This window comes from Nocardioides sp. Arc9.136 (assembly GCF_030506255.1).
Classification (GTDB): domain Bacteria; phylum Actinomycetota; class Actinomycetes; order Propionibacteriales; family Nocardioidaceae; genus Nocardioides.
In genome coordinates this window covers 1,014,744-1,033,567 of the sequence record NZ_CP113431.1, presented here as the reverse complement: position 1 = coordinate 1,033,567, position 18,824 = coordinate 1,014,744, and the positions used below count along the sequence as shown (strand labels likewise).

18 protein-coding genes are annotated in these 18,824 nt (G+C 72.0%); 10 read left to right on the top strand and 8 right to left on the bottom strand.

From position 1 onward, the window contains the following. Positions 1–66 precede the first annotated feature (66 nt). The gene (gene glpX / locus OSR43_RS04925; protein ID WP_302269957.1) at positions 67–1,071 is read left to right on the top strand and encodes a class II fructose-bisphosphatase; all 1,005 of its coding nucleotides are present in this window, start codon (positions 67–69) and stop codon (positions 1,069–1,071) included. Here the strand turns inward: glpX and OSR43_RS04920 are convergent. Then, positions 1,036–1,872: a triacylglycerol lipase gene (locus tag OSR43_RS04920; RefSeq protein WP_302269956.1), complete on the bottom strand. Its 837-nt coding sequence runs from the start codon at positions 1,870–1,872 to the stop codon at positions 1,036–1,038. The two genes, glpX and OSR43_RS04920, sit on opposite strands and share 36 nt — an antisense overlap. A gap of 84 nt (positions 1,873–1,956) precedes the next feature. Here OSR43_RS04920 and OSR43_RS04915 point away from each other — a divergent pair, with 84 nt between their 5' ends. After that, complete coding sequence (locus tag OSR43_RS04915) at positions 1,957–2,883, top strand: alpha/beta fold hydrolase (protein ID WP_302269955.1); 927 nt, start codon at positions 1,957–1,959, stop codon at positions 2,881–2,883. Between the two features lie 72 nt (positions 2,884–2,955). Here the strand turns inward: OSR43_RS04915 and OSR43_RS04910 are convergent, their stop codons facing one another. Further along, positions 2,956–4,038, bottom strand: a complete 1,083-nt coding sequence (locus tag OSR43_RS04910; protein ID WP_302271578.1) for an ABC transporter ATP-binding protein — start codon at positions 4,036–4,038, stop codon at positions 2,956–2,958. A 196-nt stretch (positions 4,039–4,234) separates the two neighbouring features. Between OSR43_RS04910 and OSR43_RS04905 the strand changes: the two genes are divergently transcribed. From OSR43_RS04905 to OSR43_RS04890, 4 genes are read left to right on the top strand one after another with little or no spacing between them, the layout of a single operon-like run. Then, positions 4,235–5,557, top strand: a complete 1,323-nt coding sequence (locus OSR43_RS04905; RefSeq protein ID WP_302269954.1) for an extracellular solute-binding protein — start codon at positions 4,235–4,237, stop codon at positions 5,555–5,557. Next, the gene (locus tag OSR43_RS04900) at positions 5,554–6,504 is read left to right on the top strand and encodes a carbohydrate ABC transporter permease (protein ID WP_302269953.1); all 951 of its coding nucleotides are present in this window, start codon (positions 5,554–5,556) and stop codon (positions 6,502–6,504) included. The genes OSR43_RS04905 and OSR43_RS04900 overlap by 4 nt, the downstream gene beginning before the upstream one ends. Beyond that, a complete protein-coding gene (locus OSR43_RS04895; protein ID WP_302269951.1) occupies positions 6,501–7,343 on the top strand; it encodes a carbohydrate ABC transporter permease in 843 nt (280 codons plus the stop codon). The genes OSR43_RS04900 and OSR43_RS04895 overlap by 4 nt, the downstream gene beginning before the upstream one ends. Positions 7,344–7,349: 6 nt before the next feature. Then, positions 7,350–8,597, top strand: a complete 1,248-nt coding sequence (locus OSR43_RS04890) for an ABC transporter ATP-binding protein (protein ID WP_302269950.1) — start codon at positions 7,350–7,352, stop codon at positions 8,595–8,597. A gap of 59 nt (positions 8,598–8,656) precedes the next feature. Here OSR43_RS04890 and OSR43_RS04885 read toward each other — a convergent pair whose 3' ends face one another. Next, on the bottom strand, positions 8,657–9,361 hold the full coding sequence (locus OSR43_RS04885) for a DUF1707 domain-containing protein (RefSeq protein ID WP_302269949.1): 705 nt from the start codon (positions 9,359–9,361) through the stop codon (positions 8,657–8,659). Positions 9,362–9,425: 64 nt separating this feature from the next. Between OSR43_RS04885 and OSR43_RS04880 the strand changes: the two genes are divergently transcribed. After that, complete coding sequence (locus tag OSR43_RS04880; protein WP_302269948.1) at positions 9,426–11,114, top strand: fumarate hydratase; 1,689 nt, start codon at positions 9,426–9,428, stop codon at positions 11,112–11,114. A 75-nt stretch (positions 11,115–11,189) separates the two neighbouring features. On the opposite strand, the gene OSR43_RS04875 is transcribed toward OSR43_RS04880, so the two are convergent. Continuing rightward, complete coding sequence (locus OSR43_RS04875; RefSeq protein ID WP_302269947.1) at positions 11,190–11,414, bottom strand: hypothetical protein; 225 nt, start codon at positions 11,412–11,414, stop codon at positions 11,190–11,192. A gap of 60 nt (positions 11,415–11,474) precedes the next feature. Between OSR43_RS04875 and OSR43_RS04870 the strand changes: the two genes are divergently transcribed. Further along, positions 11,475–12,188: a hypothetical protein gene (locus OSR43_RS04870; RefSeq protein WP_302269945.1), complete on the top strand. Its 714-nt coding sequence runs from the start codon at positions 11,475–11,477 to the stop codon at positions 12,186–12,188. Continuing rightward, positions 12,185–13,582, top strand: coding sequence for an aspartate ammonia-lyase (locus OSR43_RS04865; protein WP_302269943.1), 1,398 nt, complete (start codon positions 12,185–12,187; stop codon positions 13,580–13,582). The genes OSR43_RS04870 and OSR43_RS04865 overlap by 4 nt, the downstream gene beginning before the upstream one ends. 69 nt (positions 13,583–13,651) lie before the next feature. On the opposite strand, the gene OSR43_RS04860 is transcribed toward OSR43_RS04865, so the two are convergent. The 3 genes from OSR43_RS04860 to OSR43_RS04850 all read right to left on the bottom strand — a co-directional run bounded on the left by OSR43_RS04860 (position 13,652) and on the right by OSR43_RS04850 (position 16,903). Then, positions 13,652–14,341, bottom strand: coding sequence for a lytic transglycosylase domain-containing protein (locus OSR43_RS04860; protein ID WP_302269942.1), 690 nt, complete (start codon positions 14,339–14,341; stop codon positions 13,652–13,654). 161 nt (positions 14,342–14,502) lie between these two features. Further along, positions 14,503–15,849, bottom strand: coding sequence for a PhoH family protein (locus OSR43_RS04855; RefSeq protein ID WP_302269941.1), 1,347 nt, complete (start codon positions 15,847–15,849; stop codon positions 14,503–14,505). Between the two features lie 277 nt (positions 15,850–16,126). Next, on the bottom strand, positions 16,127–16,903 hold the full coding sequence (locus tag OSR43_RS04850) for an isoprenyl transferase (RefSeq protein WP_302269940.1): 777 nt from the start codon (positions 16,901–16,903) through the stop codon (positions 16,127–16,129). Between the two features lie 124 nt (positions 16,904–17,027). Between OSR43_RS04850 and OSR43_RS04845 the strand changes: the two genes are divergently transcribed. Further along, positions 17,028–17,765, top strand: coding sequence for a hemolysin III family protein (locus OSR43_RS04845; protein ID WP_302269939.1), 738 nt, complete (start codon positions 17,028–17,030; stop codon positions 17,763–17,765). Between the two features lie 45 nt (positions 17,766–17,810). Here the strand turns inward: OSR43_RS04845 and OSR43_RS04840 are convergent, their stop codons facing one another. Beyond that, entirely contained in the window at positions 17,811–18,824 is a 1,014-nt protein-coding gene (locus OSR43_RS04840; RefSeq protein WP_302269937.1) for a LacI family DNA-binding transcriptional regulator, read from the bottom strand.

Genomic DNA, 18,824 nt, shown 5'->3' with positions numbered 1-18,824 from the left:
CGCGCCGTTGCCCAGGCGCCGGTCGGGTGGTGCCGGCAAGTGGAGCAGACCACTAGGGTTCAGGGCATGAGCCTGGACGTCGCCCCGGAGTCGCCCGACCGCAACCTCGCCCTCGAGCTCGTCCGCGTGACGGAGGCGGCCGCCATGGCGGCCGGTCGCTGGGTCGGCCGGGGTGACAAGAACGGCGCCGACGGGGTCGCGGTCAACGCGATGCGCGTGATGATCTCGACGATCGGCATGCAGGGCGTCGTGGTGATCGGCGAGGGCGAGAAGGACAACGCCCCCATGCTCTACAACGGCGAGGAGGTCGGCGACGGCACCGGGCCCGAGTGCGACGTCGCCGTCGACCCGATCGACGGCACGACGCTCACCGCCAAGGGCATGACCAACGCGGTCTCGGTGCTCGCGGTGGCGCCGCGCGGCACGATGTACGACCCCTCGTCGGTCTTCTACATGGACAAGCTGGTCGCCGGCCCGGAGGCCGCCGAGGTCGTCGACATCCGGCAGTCGGTCGCCGACAACGTCCACGCGGTGGCCAAGGCCAAGGGCAGCAGCGCCAGCGACGTCACGGTCGTCGTGCTCGACCGCCCCCGGCACGCCGAGCTGGTCGAGGAGATCCGGGCGACCGGCGCGCGGATCAAGTTCATCAGCGACGGCGACGTCGCCGGCGCGATCATGGCCGCCCGCCCGGACACGGGCATCGACCTGCTCCTCGGCGTCGGCGGCACCCCGGAGGGGATCATCACCGCCTGCGCGATGAAGTGCCTCGGCGGCACCATCCAGGGCAAGCTCTGGCCGACCGACGACGCCGAGCGGCAGCGCGCCGTCGACGCCGGGCTGGACCTCGACGCCGTGCTCACCACCGACGAGCTGGTCACCGGCGACGACTGCTTCTTCGTCGCCACCGGCATCACCGACGGCGAGCTGCTCCGCGGCGTCCGCTACCGCTCCGGCGGCGCGACGACGCACTCGCTGGTCATGCGCTCGCGCAGCGGCACGATCCGCTCGATCACCAGCGAGCACCGCCTGGAGAAGCTACGCGCTTACTCCGCGATCGACTTCGACCGCTGACTCGACGGTCCGCCGGCGCAGCACCGAGGCCACGTGGTCGATGACCCGCGGGTCGACGGCCAGGCCAATGTGCGAGGCCGTCACCTCGATCGGCTGGGCCAGCGGGTCGATGCAGGCACGCCAGTCGACGATGCCGTCGCGCTTGGAGTAGATCGAGGTGAAGGCGACGTGCTCGGCCAGCGGCATCCGGCTCTCCTCGAACGACTGCCGCGCGCAGTCGCCCGCGACGCAGTCCTCCGACATCAGCCCCGGCAGGCCGGCGCGGCTCAGCCGGACCAGCAGGTCCACGCTGCGGGTGAGCACGCCGTGGTGCGCGCCGGGCGCCATGACCGGGCTGCCCATGGTGACGACGCTGGAGACCAGGTCGGGGCGGCGGGCGGCGACCCCGCGGGCGAGCATCCCGCCGAGGCTGTGGCCCACGACCTGCACCCGTGAGCCCCGGCGGGCGGCTATCGACTCCAGCCGCGCCTCGAGCTGGCCGGCGGCGTCGAGGGTGCAGCCGATGTTGGCCCGGATGTTCGAGCGGTAGGTCCGGTAGCCCTGCGTGCGCAGCGCCCGGCCCATGAACGACAGCGACGTGTCGCCGGCGAGGAAGCCGGGCACGAGCAGCACGGGGTCGGCCAGGCGCGCCGGGACGCGACCGACGTACGGCGTGGCGCGGCGGGCACGCCGCTCGGTGCGGCTGCGCAGCGCGTAGCGGCCGGCCTCGCTCACGAGGCTGCCCTCGCGCAGGAGGGCGACGAGGGGCGGGGGCGCGAATCCCTCGGGGAGCAGGAAGGCCCCCAGTGTCGGCTGGCTCACGTGCCGACGTTACCCACAAGTGACCTGGCTCACCCGCCAAACCGGACGACCGGTGTCCACAGGTCCTCTGGTTCACTGACAGGCATGTCTGCCAGATCCTCCGACGTTCCCGAGGTGGCCGTCTCCCCCGAGCTCTTCGCACCGGTCCGCCCGGACGTCGAGCTGTGCTACCAGACCTTCGGCGACCCCGACGACGACCCGTTGCTGCTGGTCATGGGGCTCGGCGGACCGATGACCTGGTGGAACGAGGACTTCTGCCGACTGCTGGCCGCGCGCGGCTTCTACGTCGTCCGGTACGACAACCGCGACGTCGGCCGCTCCTCGCGGATGGAGGGGCGGGTCACCCGGGCGGCGCTCGTGCGCGCCTTCACGGGCCGGCGCGTGCGCGCGCCGTACACGATGGCCGACCTCGCGGCCGACGCCTTCGGGCTCCTGGACCACCTCGGCATCGACGCGGCGCACGTGGCCGGGGTGTCGATGGGCGGGATGGTCGTGCAGACCATGGCGATCGCGGAACCGCGCCGGGTGCTCTCGATGACCAGCATCATGTCGACGACCGGCAAGCGGACGGTCGGCTGGCAGCACCCGAACCTGCTGCCGGCGCTGGTGGGCAACAAGCGCGCGTCGCGGGAGGCCTACGTCCGTGCCAGCCGGCAGATGTGGCGGCTGATCGGCTCGCCGGGCTACCCCGAGCCCGAGGAGGAGACGCGCAGGCGGGCCGAGGAGACCTGGGACCGCGGCATCAGCGCCGCCGGCACCATGCGGCAGATGATGGCCATCCTCACCCAGCCCAACCGCAGCGCCCGGCTGCGCAGCGTGCGGGTCCCCACCACGGTGGTCCACGGGCTCGCCGACCGGATGGTGCACGTCTCCGGCGGCCGCGCCACGGCCGCGGCCGTGCCCGGCGCCGAGCTGCTGCTCATCGACGGGATGGGGCACGACATGCCCCCTGCGCTCCACGAGACGTTCGCCGCGGCGATCCGGCGCACCGCCGACCGCGCGAGCGCCTGACGCCCGACGGCCTCGCCCTGGCGCGACGAGACCCCCGGCCGGCGGCCGGGGGTCTCGTCGCACGCTGGTGGCTCAGTCGGAGAGGCGCTCACCGGTGTCGGTGTCGAAAACGTGCACGTTCTCGGGGTCGGTGGTGACGTGGATCGTCTCCCCCTTGTGCACCTTGTCGCGGCCGGAGACGCGGACGATGATGTTCGCCGGCGTGCCCTCCACGTCGCTGGTGCCGTAGACGAACGCGTCGGAGCCGAGCTCCTCCACGACCGTGACCCGCACGGGCAGGCCGCCCTGCTCGGCGGAGACCACGCGCCACGCCTCCGGACGGACGCCGACGGTGATCCGGCCCTGCATGACCTTGGCGGCCGTCGGGTCGACCGGCACGAGGTACTCGCCGATCTGGGCCCGGCCGTCGACGGCCGTCGCCTCGATGAGGTTCATCTGCGGGGAGCCGATGAACCCCGCAACGAACAGGTTGACCGGCTTGTCGTAGAGGCGCAGCGGGCTGTCGACCTGCTGGAGGACGCCCTCCTTCATCACCGCGACCCGGTCGCCCATCGTCATGGCCTCGACCTGGTCGTGGGTGACGTAGACGGTGGTGACGCCGAGGTCGGCCTGGAGCTTGGCGATGTCGGTGCGGGTCTGGACGCGCATCTTGGCGTCGAGGTTCGACAGCGGCTCGTCCATGCAGAAGACCTGCGGACTGCGCACGATCGCGCGACCCATAGCCACGCGCTGGCGCTGGCCGCCGGAGAGCGCCTTGGGCTTGCGGTCGAGGTACTCGGTCAGCCCGAGGATCCGGGCGGCCTCCTCGACCCGCTTGCGCCGCTCCTCGGTGGGGACCTTGGCCATCTTCAGGGCGAAGCCCATGTTGTCGGCCACGCTCATGTGCGGGTAGAGCGCGTAGTTCTGGAACACCATCGCGATGTCCCGGTCCTTCGGCGGGGTGTGGGTGATCTCGCGGTCCCCGATGAAGATCTTGCCGGCGTTGACCTCCTCCAGCCCCGCGAGCATGCGCAGGGTGGTGGACTTGCCGCAGCCGGACGGGCCGACGAGCACCATGAACTCGCCGTCCTTGATCTCCAGGTCGATGCCCGGGACGGCGGCGCGGTCGGCGCCGGGGTACCAGCGCTGGGCGCCTTCGAACGTCACTGTTGCCATGTTCTCCTCAATCTCCTTCACCGGCAGGTACGTGCCGGACGATCCGTAGTGAAGTGACGCGGCACACAGTAGTGCCCCGGGCCGGTCCCGTCCCGCTGGGGCCCGCACGGGGCGCACCGGGATTCCTCCCGGACGCAGGTGTGACGACCAGCAGGAACGGGCAAGTGATGTGGACCACATCCCGAGCGAGGCGCCCATGCACCGATTCGATCCCCCCGGACCGCGCCGCCGACGTGCGCTCGCCGGTCTCGCGACGCTGGTCTGCACGGCGGGCCTGCTCAGTGCGTGCTCCGGCGACGACGGCGGCCGGACGACGTTCAACTGGTACATCAACCCCGACGGCCAGGAGACCCTCACCGCGATCGCGGAGGCGTGCAGCACCGACGAGTACGACATCGAGATCCAGCTGCTTCCCACCAGCGCCACCGACCAGCGCACGCAGCTGGCGCGCCGGCTCGCGGCCAAGGACTCCTCGACGAACCTGATGAGCCTCGACCCGGTCTTCGTCCCGGAGTTCGCGAACGCCGGCTGGCTGGCGCCGTTCGAGGGCGACCTGGCCGACCAGGTGGTCGACGAGGACGTGCTCGCGGGCGCGGCCGAGACCGTCGAGTGGGAGGGCGACGTCGTCGCCGCCCCGCAGTGGGCCAACACCCAGGTCCTCTGGTACCGCAAGTCCCTCGCCGAGGCCGCGGGCCTGGACATGGAGCAGCCGGTGACCTGGGAGCAGGTCATCACGGCGGCCGCCGACGAGGGCGCCACGGTGGGCGTGCAGGCCGACCGCTACGAGGCGTACGTCGTGTGGATCAACTCCCTCGTCCAGGGCGCCGGCGGCTCGATCGTCGAGGACACCGAGGCGGGCCGGGACGCGAAGGTGACCATCGACTCCGACGCCGGTCGCGCTGCCGCGGCCGTGATCCAGCAGCTGGTCGACTCCGGCGCGACCCAGCCGGGCCTGTCGACCTCCAACGAGGGCAGCAGCCTCGGCGCGATGTACGAGGGTCCCGGTGAGTTCATGACGAACTGGACCTTCGTCTACAAGAACTACGAGGGAGCGGTCGGCCAGCCCGGCGGCCCGGCCGACGAGGAGCAGTTCCGCGACCTCGGCTGGGCCCGCTACCCGCAGACCGTCGAGGGCGAGGAGTCCCGGCCCCCGGTCGGCGGGATCAACATCGGCGTCGGCGCCTACACCGAGGAGCTCGACCTGGCCCAGGAGGCCGCGGTGTGCGTGACCTCCCCGGAGGCGCAGGGCCAGCTCGCGGTCACCGACGGCCTGATGCCCTCGCGCGGATCGGTCTACGACTCCCCCGAGCTGCAGGAGGCCTACCCTCCGGACCTGCTCACGCTCTACCGCGAGAGCGTCGACACCGGTGGCCCGCGCCCCAAGAGCGCCTACTACAGCCAGATCTCGAGCGCCCTGCAGTCGGTCTGGCACTCCCCGACGGGGGTCGACCCCGACTCCACGCCCCAGGAGTCGGCCGAGTTCCTCCGTGCCGTCCTCGACGGGAAGGCCCTGCTGTGACCACCTCGACGGTGCAGACCGCCACGGCGAAGAAGCCGCGCTCCACGCCGAAGACCCCGGACTCGGACCGGGCGAAGGCCGAGAACGCCCTCGGTCGCAAGCTCGTGGCCCCGGCCATCGTGCTGATGCTGGTGGTCACGGCGTTCCCGATGATCCGGGCGCTCTACCTCTCGCTGTTCGACTACAGCCTCACCGACCCCGACGAGCGCAGCTTCGTCGGGCTGCAGAACTACGTGACGGCCCTGACCGACAGCCTCTTCTGGCGCGACACCGCCAACACCGTGATGGTCATGGTCGTCACGGTCGCGGTCGAGCTGGTGATCGGCTTCGCCTTCGCGATGGTGATGCACCGCGTGATCTTCGCCCGCGGCCTGATCCGGACCTCGATCCTCATCCCGTACGGCATCATCACCGTCGTCTCGGGCTTCGCCTGGCAGTTCGCGTTCTCCGCCGACAACGGCTTCGTCAACGGCTGGCTGCCCTTCGTCGGCGCCGACTTCGACTGGTTCGGGGAGTACGGCTCCTCGATCGTCGCGATCATGGTCTCCGAGATCTGGAAGACCACGCCGTTCATGTCGCTGCTGCTGCTCGCCGGCCTGGCGCAGGTCTCGGAGGACATGATCGAGGCCGCCAAGGTGGACGGCGCGACGTGGTTCCAGCGGCTCTACAAGGTGATCCTGCCCAACATGCGGGCCGCGATCATGGTGGCGGTGCTCTTCCGCGCGCTGGACGCCTACCGCATCTTCGACAACATCTACGTGATGACCGCCGGCGCGAACGGCACGGAGTCGATCTCGTTCCTGACCTACCGGCAGGTCATCGAGCAGTTCCAGCTCGGCATCGGCTCGGCGCTCTCGGTCCTGCTGTTCCTCTCGGTCCTCGTGGTGGCGTTCTTGATCGTCAAGGTCTTCCGCGTGGACCTGTCCTCGGCCCGGCAGGAGGGATGAGCGCCATGAAGCAGAAGGTCGGCCTCACGATCGGGCTCGTCCTGATCCTGCTCTGGTGCCTGCTGCCGGTGGCGTGGATCATCTCGCTGTCCTTCAAGTCCCAGACCGCGATCACCAACGGCAGCGAGGGCTTCCTCCCCCAGGCCGGGGGCGGCGCGGGCTGGCAGAACTACAGCGACGTCCTGCAGGACGAGCAGTTCCGGCGGGCGATCCTCAACTCGATCGGGATCTCGCTGATCGCCACCCTGCTCTCGGTGGTCATCGCGACGCTCGCGGCGTACGCCATCGCGCGCCTGGAGTTCCGGGGCAAGAAGTTCGTGCTCACCACGGCCCTGGTGATCGCGATGTTCCCGGTGGTCTCGCTCGTGGGGCCGCTGTTCGACATGTGGCGCACGCTCGGGATCTACGACACGTGGCCGGGGCTGATCATCCCCTACATGTCCTTCACGCTGCCGCTGGCGATCTGGACCCTCTCGGCGTTCTTCCGGGAGATCCCGTGGGAGATGGAGCAGGCCGCCCAGGTCGACGGCGCGACCTCCTGGCAGGCGTTCCGGAAGGTGATCGTGCCGCTCGCCGCACCGGGCGTGTTCACCGCGGCGATCCTGACGTTCTTCTTCGCCTGGAACGACTTCGTCTTCGGCATCTCGCTCACCTCGACCGAGACCGCCCGCCCCATCCCGGCGGCCCTGTCCTTCTTCGTGGGGCCGGACCCGTTCAGCCGTCCGGCGTCGCTCCTCGCGGCCGGCGCCGTCGTCGCCACCATCCCGATCGTCGTCATCGTCCTGCTGTTCCAGCGCAAGATCGTCGCCGGCCTCACCTCCGGCGCAGTGAAGGGTTGACCCGCCATGGCTGCCATCACCATGAAGCACATCGTGAAGAAGTACGGCGACGGGTTCCCGGCCGTCAACGACGTCTCGATCGACGTCCAGGACGGGGAGTTCATGATCCTCGTCGGCCCGTCCGGCTGCGGGAAGTCGACGCTGCTGCGGATGATCGTCGGGCTCGAGGACATCACCGACGGCGACATGATGATCGGGGACCGCCGGGTCAACGACCTGGCCCCGCGCGACCGGAACCTGGCGATGGTGTTCCAGAACTACGCGCTCTACCCCCACCTGACGGTCTACGAGAACATCGCCTTCCCGCTGCGGCTGGCCGGCGCCTCGAACGACGAGGTCGACCAGAAGGTCCGTGAGGCGTCCCGGACGCTGGAGCTCGACGAGCACCTCGAGCGCAAGCCGGGCAACCTGTCCGGCGGTCAGCGCCAGCGCGTCGCGATGGGCCGGGCGATCGTGCGCGACGCCGACGCGTTCCTCTTCGACGAGCCGCTGTCGAACCTCGACGCCAAGCTCCGCGGGCAGATGCGCACCGAGATCTCCCGCCTGCAGAAGCGGCTGGGCATCACCACCGTCTACGTCACCCACGACCAGACCGAGGCGATGACCCTCGGCGACCGGGTCGCGGTGCTCAAGCGGGGCGTGCTGCAGCAGCTGGCGTCGCCGCGCGAGCTCTACACGAACCCCGCCAACCTCTTCGTGGCCGGGTTCATCGGCTCCCCGCCGATGAACTTCCTGCCCGCTACGGTCCGCGGCACCTCCGTGGAGCTGCCGATCGGGACCGTCGAGCTGCCGCGGGAGAAGGCCGCCCTCGTGCCCGAGGGCAAGCTGCTCATCGCCGGCATCCGCCCCGAGCACTTCGAGGACGCCTCGGTGGTCGACGACGCGCGGCGCGGCCGTGGCTCCACCTTCACCACCACCATCGACGTCGTGGAGTGGCTGGGCAACGAGGCCTACGCCTACATCCCCTTCGAGGCCGAGGGTGCCGTGCAGGAGCAGCTGACCCAGCTCGAGCGCGACCTCGACGGCGACACGATGCGCAGCCAGCTCGTCGTCTCCCTCGACGGCGCCAGCCGGATCAGCGAGGGCGACGAGGCCGAGATCTGGGTCGACTCACGCCAGATGCACCTCTTCGACCCCGAGACCGGCGACAACCTCACCATCGACCTGGAGCGGGCCGGCCGGGTGCCGGCGAAGGAGGACCCCGCGGCGGCGCAGGCCGCGGAGCACGCCGCGGAGGACGCCACCGCGCACTGACCCACCCGGCCGCTGGTCCGCCGCTGGTCCGCCGCTGGGTAAGCCGCTGGTCAGCCTGGTCAGTGCAGCCGTGGGTGCCCGCCGCCACCGAGGCGGCGCCGCGGCTTCGGCGGGCCCTTCCGGGTGACGGTGACGCCGGCCATCAGCGCGACCCCCTTGACCCGGACCACCGGCGAGTCGGCGTCGAGGCGGGCCTCGACCTTGTCGCGGGCCTGCTCGAAGGCGCCCATGATGCCGATGCCCTCGACGACGACCTGGGTGCGCTCGTTGACGACGATGTCGATGCCCGACCAGAACGCGCCGCAGGTGATCACGGTCTCCCGGCTGGTGAACACCGCCTCACGCAGGTCGATGAGGACCCCGCCCATGACGGCGTAGGCCTGGTGCGTCGGCCCGACCTGCCAGACGCCCTTGCGGTCGCACCCGCCCATGATCGCCACCGAGGTGTCGAACCGCTGACCGGCCACCGGGACGCCGGGCGGGCCCGGCGCCGCGGGCGGCCGCGCCGCGTGCGGGACGGCCGGGGTGGCGGGGTCGCCACCGGGCAGGTCCATGACGAGCGGGGCGAGGTCGGCGTAGGTCTTGGCGGCGTACGCCGCCTCCAGCCGCTCGCCGAGCTCGTCCATGTCGAGCCGGCCCTCGCCCGCCGCCTCGCGCAGGACCTCCGCGGTGCGGTGCCGGTCGGCGTCGGAGACGCGCAGCTGCGAGGGGTCGGTCACGGGCTCCCGGCCCGAGACGGGACGCTGCTCCGGGGTGCCGTCCATGGGCCCAGCCTAGAGCGCCGGCCGGTGCTCCGCGCCCGCCCGGAGCGGCGTACCCTGCCGACCTGTGTCGAGCGCTCCCGAGTTCCGCTACTCCGACCTGCTGCCCCTCGGCCCGGACCGCACGCCGTACCGGCTGCTGACCACCGAGGGCGTCTCCACCTTCGAGGCCGACGGGCAGACGTTCCTCAAGGTCTCCCCCGAGGCGATCCGGCTGCTGACCCGCGAGGCGATGCACGACATCAGCCACTACCTGCGGCCGGCGCACCTCGCGCAGCTGCGGCGGATCATCGACGACCCCGAGGCCTCGGGCAACGACCGCTTCGTCGCGCTCGACCTGCTCAAGAACGTCAACATCTCCGCCGGCGGCGTGCTGCCGATGTGCCAGGACACCGGCACCGCCATCGTCATGGGCAAGAAGTCCGAGGGCGTCCTCACCGGCATCGACGACGGCGAGGCGGTCAGCCAGGGCGTGTACGACGCCTACACCCAGCTGAACCTGCGCTACTCCCAGCTCGCGCCGCTCACGACGTACGAGGAGAAGAACACCGGCTCGAACCTGCCGGCGCAGGTCGAGATCTACTCCACCCCCCAGACGAGCGGGAAGCCGGAGTACAAGTTCCTGTTCATGGCCAAGGGCGGCGGGTCGGCCAACAAGTCGTTCCTGTTCCAGGAGACCAAGGCGGTCCTCAACCCGCAGCGGATGCTGCAGTTCCTCGACGAGAAGATCCGCTCGCTCGGCACGGCCGCCTGCCCGCCGTACCACCTGGCGGTCGTGATCGGCGGCACCAGCGCGGAGTACGCGCTCAAGACCGCCAAGTACGCCTCCGCGCACTACCTCGACGACCTCCCGACCGAGGGCTCGCTGAGTGCCCACGGCTTCCGCGACCTCGAGCTGGAGCAGCAGGTCTTCGAGCTGACCCAGTCCTTCGGGATCGGCGCGCAGTTCGGCGGCAAGTACTTCTGCCACGACGTCCGCGTCGTCCGGCTCCCCCGCCACGGCGCGTCCTGCCCCGTCGCGATCGCCGTCTCCTGCTCGGCCGACCGGCAGGCGCTGGGCAAGATCACCCCCGACGGCGTCTTCCTCGAGCAGCTCGAGACCGACCCCGCGCAGTACATGCCCGACGCCGGGGTCGCCGAGGACATCGCCGGCGGCGAGGTCGTGCCGATCGACCTCACCCTGCCGATGGACCAGATCCTCGCCGAGCTGCGTCGGCACCCGGTCAAGACGCGGCTGTCCCTCACCGGTCCGCTGGTCGTGGCGCGGGACATCGCGCACGCCAAGATCAAGGAGCGCCTCGACGCCGGCGAGGACATGCCGCAGTACCTCAAGGACCACCCGGTGTACTACGCCGGCCCGGCCAAGACCCCCGAGGGCATGGCGTCAGGGTCCTTCGGCCCGACCACGGCCGGTCGCATGGACTCCTACGTCGAGCAGTTCCAGGCCGCCGGCGGCTCGATGGTGATGCTCGCCAAGGGCAACCGCTCCAAGGCGGTCACCGAGGCCTGCCACGCGCACGGGGGCTTCTACCTCGGCTCGATCGGCGGCCCCGCCGCCCGCCTCGCCCAGGACTGCATCAGGTCCCAGGAGGTCATCGAGTACCCCGAGCTGGGCATGGAGGCCGTCTGGCGGATCGAGGTCGAGGACTTCCCCGCGTTCATCGTCGTCGACGACCAGGGCAACGACTTCTTCACCGACCCCTCCGGCACCACGACCGTCCCGATCACCGGCCTGCGGGTGCGCTCGGCCCAGTAGTCGGCGCGGTTGTCGGCGCAGTGGTCGGCGGCCGTGCGGCGTCCCCGAGCGGTCGGGGACGCCGCACTGCGACCGTCACTCCGTCGAGTCGCGGGCGGACTCCACGTTGGCGCGCGGCTTGGCGTTGGGGCCCGCCTCGACGCCCTCGCCGTCCCGGCCGACGGGCTGGTCGGGGTTGCCGGCGACGCCCTGGTCGTCGGAGATCGGCTGGTCCTGCGCGGCGGGGTCCATCGAGGCGGCCTCGGAGACCTGCCCGCCGTCGACCTCGGTCTGGACGCTGGTCGGCTTGTCGTCGCTCATGGGGTCCCGGTACCCGGGCCCGAGCGGGCCTAGCCCGTGCGGAGTGCCACGATGCCTCTCGTGGACACCAGCAGCCCCGGGCCGACGGAGCCCGAGCACGTGGAGGTGGCCCGCGCGGAGTCCGAGCGCGGCGAGCTGGTGCTGCGCGAGCGGCGCGGCGGGACCGGTCCGACGTCGCTGGAGCTGCGGGCGAACGGCGTCTTCGTGATGGACACCCTCGAGACCAGCACCGAGCGGGCGCTCGCGACCGCCGCCCTGGCGCTGGTGGAGGACCCGCGGGCGGTCGTGGTGGGCGGCCTCGGGCTCGGGTTCACCATGCACGAGGTGCTGGCCGACTCCCGGGTCGAGCGCTGCGCGGTCGTCGAGATCGAGGAGGCGCTGGTCGGCTGGATGCGCGACGGGACGGTCCCCCACGGACCGGCCCTGCTCGCCGACGAGCGGGTGCACGTCGTCGTCGCCGACGTCGCCGTCGCGCTCGCCGAGGCCCGCCCGGCGACGTACGACCTGGTGCTGCTGGACGTCGACAACGGCCCCGGCTACCTCGTCCACGACGCGAACGCCGCGCTCTACCGGGAGCCCTTCCTCCGCACCGTCCGCGAGGTGCTGCGGCCCGGGGGTGCGCTCGTGGTCTGGTCGGCGGCCGAGGCCGCTGACCTCGAGGCGGCGCTGCGCACGGCGTTCGGCGGAGCCGAGGGCCGCCCGCACGACGTGCGGCTGCAGGACCGCGACGAGCGCTATTGGCTCTACGTCGGTCGGGTACCGGGCCCCGCGTGAGCGACGAGAACCAGACCGGGTACCGCACCGAGCACGACAGCATGGGCGAGGTCCAGGTGCCCCGCGAGGCCCTCTGGCGGGCCCAGACCCAGCGCGCCGTGGAGAACTTCCCGATCTCCGGCACGCCCATCGAGCCGGCGCTGGTGCACGCGATCGGCCTGGTCAAGGGGGCCGCCGCGACCACGAACGGCGAGCTCGGGGTGCTCGACCAGGACAAGGCCGACGCGATCGTCGCCGCCGCCGGCGAGGTGGCCGAGGGTCGTCACGACGGCGAGTTCCCCGTCGACGTCTTCCAGACCGGCTCGGGCACCAGCTCGAACATGAACGCCAACGAGGTCATCGCCTCGCTGGCCGCCCGGGCCGGCACCGACGTGCACCCCAACGACCACGTCAACGCCAGCCAGTCCAGCAACGACACCTTCCCGACCGCGATCCACGTCGCCGCCGCGCTCGCGGTCACCGACCAGCTCCTCCCCGCTCTCGACGTGCTGGCCACCAGCCTGGAGGGCAAGGCCGAGGAGTTCGCCGGCCTCGTGAAGTCCGGCCGCACCCACCTGATGGACGCGACCCCGGTCATGCTCGGGCAGGAGTTCTCCGGCTACGCCGCCACCATGCGGTACGCCGCGGAGCGGCTCGAGTCGGTCCTCCCCCGCGTCCGCGAGCTGCCGCTGGGCGGCACCGCGGTCGGCACCGGCATCAACACCCCTCCCGGCTTCGCCGCGCGGGTGATCGAGGTGCTCGGCGAGCGGACCGGCCAGCCGTTCACCGAGGCGCGCAACCACTTCGAGGCCCAGGGCACGCGCGACTCGCTCGTCGAGCTGTCGGGCGTCCTGCGGACGATCGCGGTCGGCCTGACCAAGATCTGCAACGACCTGCGCTGGATGTCCTCGGGACCGACGACCGGACTGGCCGAGATCCACCTGCCCGACCTGCAGCCGGGGTCGAGCATCATGCCCGGCAAGGTGAACCCGGTCCTGCCCGAGGCCACGCTCATGGTGTGCGCCCAGGTCGTCGGCAACGACGCGGCCGTAGGCTTCGCCGGCGCGAGCGGCAGCTTCGAGCTCAACGTCGCGATGCCGGTGATGGCGCGCAACGTCCTGGAGTCGGTGCGGCTCCTGGCGACGTCCTCGACGGTGCTCGCGCAGCGGTGCGTCGACGGGATCACCGCCGACGCCGAGCGGATGCGGCAGTACGCCGAGTCCTCGCCGTCGGTGGTCACGCCGCTGAACAAGCACATCGGCTACGAGAACGCCGCGAAGGTGGCCAAGCAGGCGCTCGCCGACGGCGCCACGATCCGCGAGACCGTGGTGCGGATGGGTTACCTCGAGCGGGGCGAGCTCACCGAGGCCCAGCTCGACGAGGCGCTCGACGTGGAGTCGATGACCCACCCGTGAGGCCGCCGCCCGCATCGTGCTGCCCAGCGCGCGCCAGGGCGCGCGGTGGGCAGCACGAGGCCGGTGGGCTCAGTACCAGTTGTTGCCCTGCTTGAACGACCAGGCGTTGCAGGGCGAGCCGTAGGAGTCGCGGATGTAGTCCAGGCCCCAGCGGATCTGTGTCTCGGCCGACGTCATGTAGTCGGCCGGGAGCTCGTGGAGCTGGGTGAGCGCCTGCGGGATGCCGTACGCCGAGGACGAGGGGTTGTCGGCGTCGATGCGCCAGTCGCTCTCGCTGACCCACAGCGAGTCCAGGCAGGAGAACTGGTCGGAGGAGAAGCCGTACTCGCCCAGCATCGCCCGCGCGATGTCGCGGGGGTCGGCGTCGGAGAGGTCCTCGGTCCGGGTCATCGCCTGGGTCGCTCCCTCACCGAGCGAGACCTGCTTGGCCGGGACCGCGCTCTGCCGGCGGTCGGAGGAGCGCGTCGCCGCGCCCGACCGCTCGAAGGCGAGCGCGGAGCCGGCCGCCTCCGTGGTGGCCGGGTCGGCGTCCGTGCCCGTGGCGCTCAGCCGGGCGTCGGCGGTCGCGGCGATGTCGCCCGCGGCGGCGCTGACCGGTGTGGGGCCGTTGACGACCCCGCCGGCGACGGCGGCGCCGGTGGTCGCGACCGCGACGCCGGAGAGGACGGCCGTGGTGCGCAGTGCCTGACGGGGCGCGCGGGTGAGGCGGGGCTCGGGTGCGCGACGGTGCTTCGGGACGTGCTTCACGTGCTTGGTCACAGGGGAGGTATCCACGGGGTAGAGGCCGGGGGACCGGGACACCATGCACGACCTCCCCCGGCGGCCGCAAAAGCGGCTCGCCGGGCCCCGTCGGGATCCGGCGGGACAGGTGGCACACGCGCCACATCCGCCCCGCCGGCCCCAACGGTCCAGACCGGTGTCTACAGCGTCACGTTCTCCAGCATCTCGGTGACGAGCGCCGCGATCGGCGAGCGCTCGGACCGGGTCAGCGTGACGTGGGCGAACAGCGGGTGCCCCTTGAGCTTCTCGATCACCGCGACGACGCCGTCGTGGCGGCCCACCCGCAGGTTGTCGCGCTGGGCGACGTCGTGGGTGAGCACGACCTTGGAGTTCGCACCGATCCGGGACAGCACGGTCAGCAGGACGTTGCGCTCCAGGGACTGCGCCTCGTCGACGATGACGAAGGCGTCGTGCAGCGACCGGCCCCGGATGTGGGTGAGCGGCAGCACCTCGAGCATCCCGCGGGCGAGCACCTCCTCGATCACCTCGCGGCTGGTCACCGCCCCGAGGGTGTCGAAGACCGCCTGGGCCCACGGCCCCATCTTCTCCGCCTCCGAGCCCGGGAGGTAGCCGAGCTCCTGCCCGCCGACGGCGAACAGCGGCCGGAACACGACGACCTTCTGGTGCTGGCCCCGCTCGAGCACCGCCTCCAGGCCGGCGCACAGCGCCATCGCCGACTTGCCCGTGCCGGCCCGGCCGCCGAGGGAGACGATGCCGACCTCGGGGTCGAGCAGCATCTCCAGGGCGATCCGCTGCTCCGCGGAGCGGCCGTGGACGCCGAACGCCTCGCGGTCCCCGCGCACCAGGTGGATCCGCTTGTCCGGACCCACCCGGCCCAGCGCGGTGCCCCGGTCGGAGAGCAGCACGAGGCCCTGGTGGCAGGGCAGGTCGCGGGCGACCTCGAGGTCGAGCACGCCGTCGTCGTACAGCTCGTCGAGCTCGGTGGCCGCCACCTCGAGCTCCGCCATCCCGGAGTAGCCGGTGTCGGAGTCGCTGACCGCCTCCGCGCGGTACTCCTCGGCGTCGAGGCCGACCGCCGAGGCCTTGATCCGCAGCGGGAGGTCCTTGGAGACCAGGGTGACCGTGTGGCCCTCGTCGGCGAGGTTCTTGGCCACGGCGAGGATCCGCGTGTCGTTGTCGCCGAGCCGGAAGCCCGACGGCAGCGACTGCGGGTCGGTGTGGTTCAGCTCGACCCGGACCGTGCCGCCCTCCTCCCCCACCGGCACCGGCTCGTCGAGCCGACCGTGGGTGATCCGCAGCTCGTCGAGCATCCGGAGCGCGCTGCGGGCGAAGAAGCCCAGCTCCGGGTGGTGCCGCTTGCCCTCCAGCTCGGTGATCACGACCACCGGCAGCACGACCTCGTGCTCGGCGAACCGGCGGATCGCGCCCGGGTCGGCGAGCAGGACGCTGGTGTCGAGCACGTAGGTACGGGTGGTGGACCCCCTGGCTGCGGTGGTCCGGGACTTCTTGGCCGTCGTCGTCGGCACGGTGCACCCCTCACGGACCGGCACGCGCACTCGACGCCCCGGTCCTAGCTCACGCGGTTGGACCGGGACCGGGCCCGCAGGCCGGAGTGCCGGCCCCCTCGCGCGCAGCAGGACCCGACCTGCTGTGCACTGCGGTCGTGATCGCTCACGAGCGGACCTCCCGACGCGGCCGGCTTCCCCACCGGCCACTGCTGCCGAACGTACGCCCGCCGAGGGACCGCCGGCGGCGACACGCCCGTCCGCAGGGGTGAACGTCGGTGAACAACGTGTGACGGGCTCAGGACCCGAACCGGCGCTCCCGCTGGGCGTAGGCGCGGATCGCGCGCAGGAAGTCGACCCGGCGGAAGTCGGGCCAGTAGGCCTCGCAGAAGTAGAACTCCGACTTCGCGCTCTGCCAGAGCAGGAAGCCGCCCAAGCGCTGCTCGCCGGAGGTGCGGATGACCAGGTCGGGGTCGGGCTGGCCCTTGGTGTAGAGGTGGTCGGCGATGTGCTCGACGTCGATCTGGCCGGCCAGCTCCTCGAGGGTGGTGCCGCGCTCGGCGTGCTCCTGCAGCAGGGAGCGGACCGCATCGGCGATCTCGCGGCGCCCGCCGTACCCCACGGCCACGTTGACGAGCATCCCGTCGACCTCGCGGGTCGCCTCGGCGGCGGCCTTGAGCCGCTCGGCGGTCCGGGCCGGCAGCAGGTCGAGGGCCCCGACGGGGTGCAGGCGCCAGCGCTGCTGGGCGGCGAGGCTGTCGACGGCGTCCTCGATGATCTCCAGCAGCGGGGCGAGCTCGGCGGCCGGCCGGTTCAGGTTGTCGGTCGAGAGCAGCCAGAGGGTGACGACCTCGATGCCCACCTCGTCGCACCAGCCGAGCAGCGGCTCGATGTTCGCCGCGCCGGCGCGGTGGCCGTGCGCGGTCTCGCGCCCGACGGCGCGCGCCCACCGGCGGTTCCCGTCGAGCATCACCCCGACGTGCTTGGGCAGCTGCTCGGTCGGCAGGCGGCGCAGCATCCGGGCCTCGTAGGCCGGGTAGAGCACCCGTCGCACGCCCCGCTTCCAGTCCGCCACGGGCAGCAGGGTACGCCGCCGGGCCGGTCCCCCGGACCCTCCGGACGGTCCCGTCCGCAGGTGACGTCGACCGTCACACCCGGCACCCGACCGGGTCACTCCCGCCGGCCGGTAACTTCGTGGCATGAGCCGGAGCAACGACGTGCGCGCAGGACTGGAGCACCGACTCGAGCACCTCGGCGAGTCGATCCACGACACGATCGCCGAGATCAAGCCGAAGCTGCGGGGCTGGCTGCACCTGGCCAGTGCGCCGATGACCCTGGCGGCGGGCATCGTGCTGGTGGCCCTCTCGCCCGACGCGACCACGCGCATCGGGTCGGCGGTCTTCACCGCGACCGCCCTGCTGCTCTTCACGGTCTCCGCGATCTACCACACCGGGACCTGGTCACCGCGGACGTGGGCGTTCCTCCGCCGCTTCGACCACTCGAACATCTTCCTGCTCATCGCCGGCTCCTACACGCCGTTCGCGCTGATGCTGCTCGACGGCCTCGAGCGGACCGCGCTGCTCACCGCGGTCTGGACCGGAGCGCTGCTGGGCGTGGGCTTCCGCGTGTTCTGGACCGATGCCCCCCGCTGGCTCTACGTCCCCATCTACATCGCCCTGGGGTGGGCGGCGGTGTTCTTCATCCCGAGCCTGCTCGACGGCGCGCTCGACCTCGGCATCGGCATCGGCGTCGCGGTGTTCGTGATGATCGTGGCCGGCGGGATGCTCTACACCCTCGGCGGCGTCGTGTACGGCTTCAAGCGGCCCAACCCGTGGCCGCGCTGGTTCGGCTTCCACGAGGTGTTCCACACCTTCACGATCCTGGCCTTCGCCGCGCACTACGTGGGCGTCTCGCTCGCGACGTACTCCCTGCGCTGACCCCGTCGGAGGTCCGTCGGGGTCCGTCGAGGTCCGGCCGGCCGGTCAGCCGAGCGGCGGCCCGGTCGTCGCGCGCAGCACCAGCTCGGTCGGGAGCACGACGTCGTCGGGGACCTCCTCGGTCACCTCGCCGAGCCGGGCGAGCACCTGCCGGGCCGCGGTGCGGCCCTGCTGGTCGACCGGCTGCCGGATCGTGGCGAGGTCGAAGAACGACGCCGCCTCGTGGTCGTCGATGCCGATGACCGACAGGTCCCCCGGCACGCTGCAGCCGGTCTCCCGGGCCGCGCGCAGCACCCCGATGGCCATCTCGTCCGAGGCCGCCAGGACGGCCGTCGGCGGCCGCTCGGAGGCCAGCAGCCGTCGGCCGGCGGACAGGCCGCCGTCCATGGTGAACAGCCCCTCGGCCTCGAGTGCCGGGTCCGCCGCGATGCCGGCGTCCGCGAGCGCCGCCCGGTAGCCGCGGCGGCGGGCCGTCGGCACGGCCAGGTCGAACGGCAGGTCGTCGCCCAGGCCGCCGACGTACCCGATCCTGCGGTGACCCAGCGCGACCAGGTGCTCCACGGCGGTGCGCGCGGCCGCGTGGTCGTCGATGCGCACGCTCGGCCAGCCCTCGACCGAGGAGCCCACCAGCGCGACCGGCCGGCCAGCCCGCTCGAGCTGGCGCACCTCCTGGGCGGTCGGCGTCAGGCCGAGCACCAGCATGGCGTCGGCCCGCTTGGTGAGCAGGCCGCGGCCGAAGACCCGGTCACGGGCGTGGGTGTCGCCGGCGAGGTTGTAGAGCAGCAGGTCGTAGCCGCGCTCGCGCAGCACCTGCTCGGCGCCGTGCACGACGGTGCCGAAGAACCACCGCGTCACGAACGGCACCACCACCGCGACCGTGCGGGTGCGGCCGGTCGCCAGCCCCCGCGCGCTCGCGCTGGGCACGTAGCCGAGCCGGACGGCCGCGTCGACGACCCGCTGCCGGGTCTCCTCGGAGACCCGCGGGAGCCCGCGCAGCGCGCGGGAGACCGTCGCGGTCGAGACGCCGACCTCGCGGGCGAGGTCGTCGATGCTGGTCAT

Excerpts from the sequence above, each read along its gene's own strand:
- OSR43_RS04895 (WP_302269951.1), top strand. The coding sequence starts at position 6,501 with ATGAGCGCCATGAAGCAGAAGGTCGGCCTCACGATCGGGCTCGTCCTG.
- OSR43_RS04915 (WP_302269955.1), top strand. The coding sequence starts at position 1,957 with ATGTCTGCCAGATCCTCCGACGTTCCCGAGGTGGCCGTCTCCCCCGAG.
- OSR43_RS04890 (WP_302269950.1), top strand. The coding sequence starts at position 7,350 with ATGGCTGCCATCACCATGAAGCACATCGTGAAGAAGTACGGCGACGGG.
- OSR43_RS04910 (WP_302271578.1), bottom strand. The coding sequence starts at position 4,038 with ATGGCAACAGTGACGTTCGAAGGCGCCCAGCGCTGGTACCCCGGCGCC.
- OSR43_RS04840 (WP_302269937.1), bottom strand. The coding sequence starts at position 18,824 with ATGACCAGCATCGACGACCTCGCCCGCGAGGTCGGCGTCTCGACCGCG.
- glpX (WP_302269957.1), top strand. The coding sequence starts at position 67 with ATGAGCCTGGACGTCGCCCCGGAGTCGCCCGACCGCAACCTCGCCCTC.
- OSR43_RS04845 (WP_302269939.1), top strand. The coding sequence starts at position 17,028 with ATGAGCCGGAGCAACGACGTGCGCGCAGGACTGGAGCACCGACTCGAG.
- OSR43_RS04905 (WP_302269954.1), top strand. The coding sequence starts at position 4,235 with ATGCACCGATTCGATCCCCCCGGACCGCGCCGCCGACGTGCGCTCGCC.
- OSR43_RS04885 (WP_302269949.1), bottom strand. The coding sequence starts at position 9,361 with ATGGACGGCACCCCGGAGCAGCGTCCCGTCTCGGGCCGGGAGCCCGTG.
- OSR43_RS04875 (WP_302269947.1), bottom strand. The coding sequence starts at position 11,414 with ATGAGCGACGACAAGCCGACCAGCGTCCAGACCGAGGTCGACGGCGGG.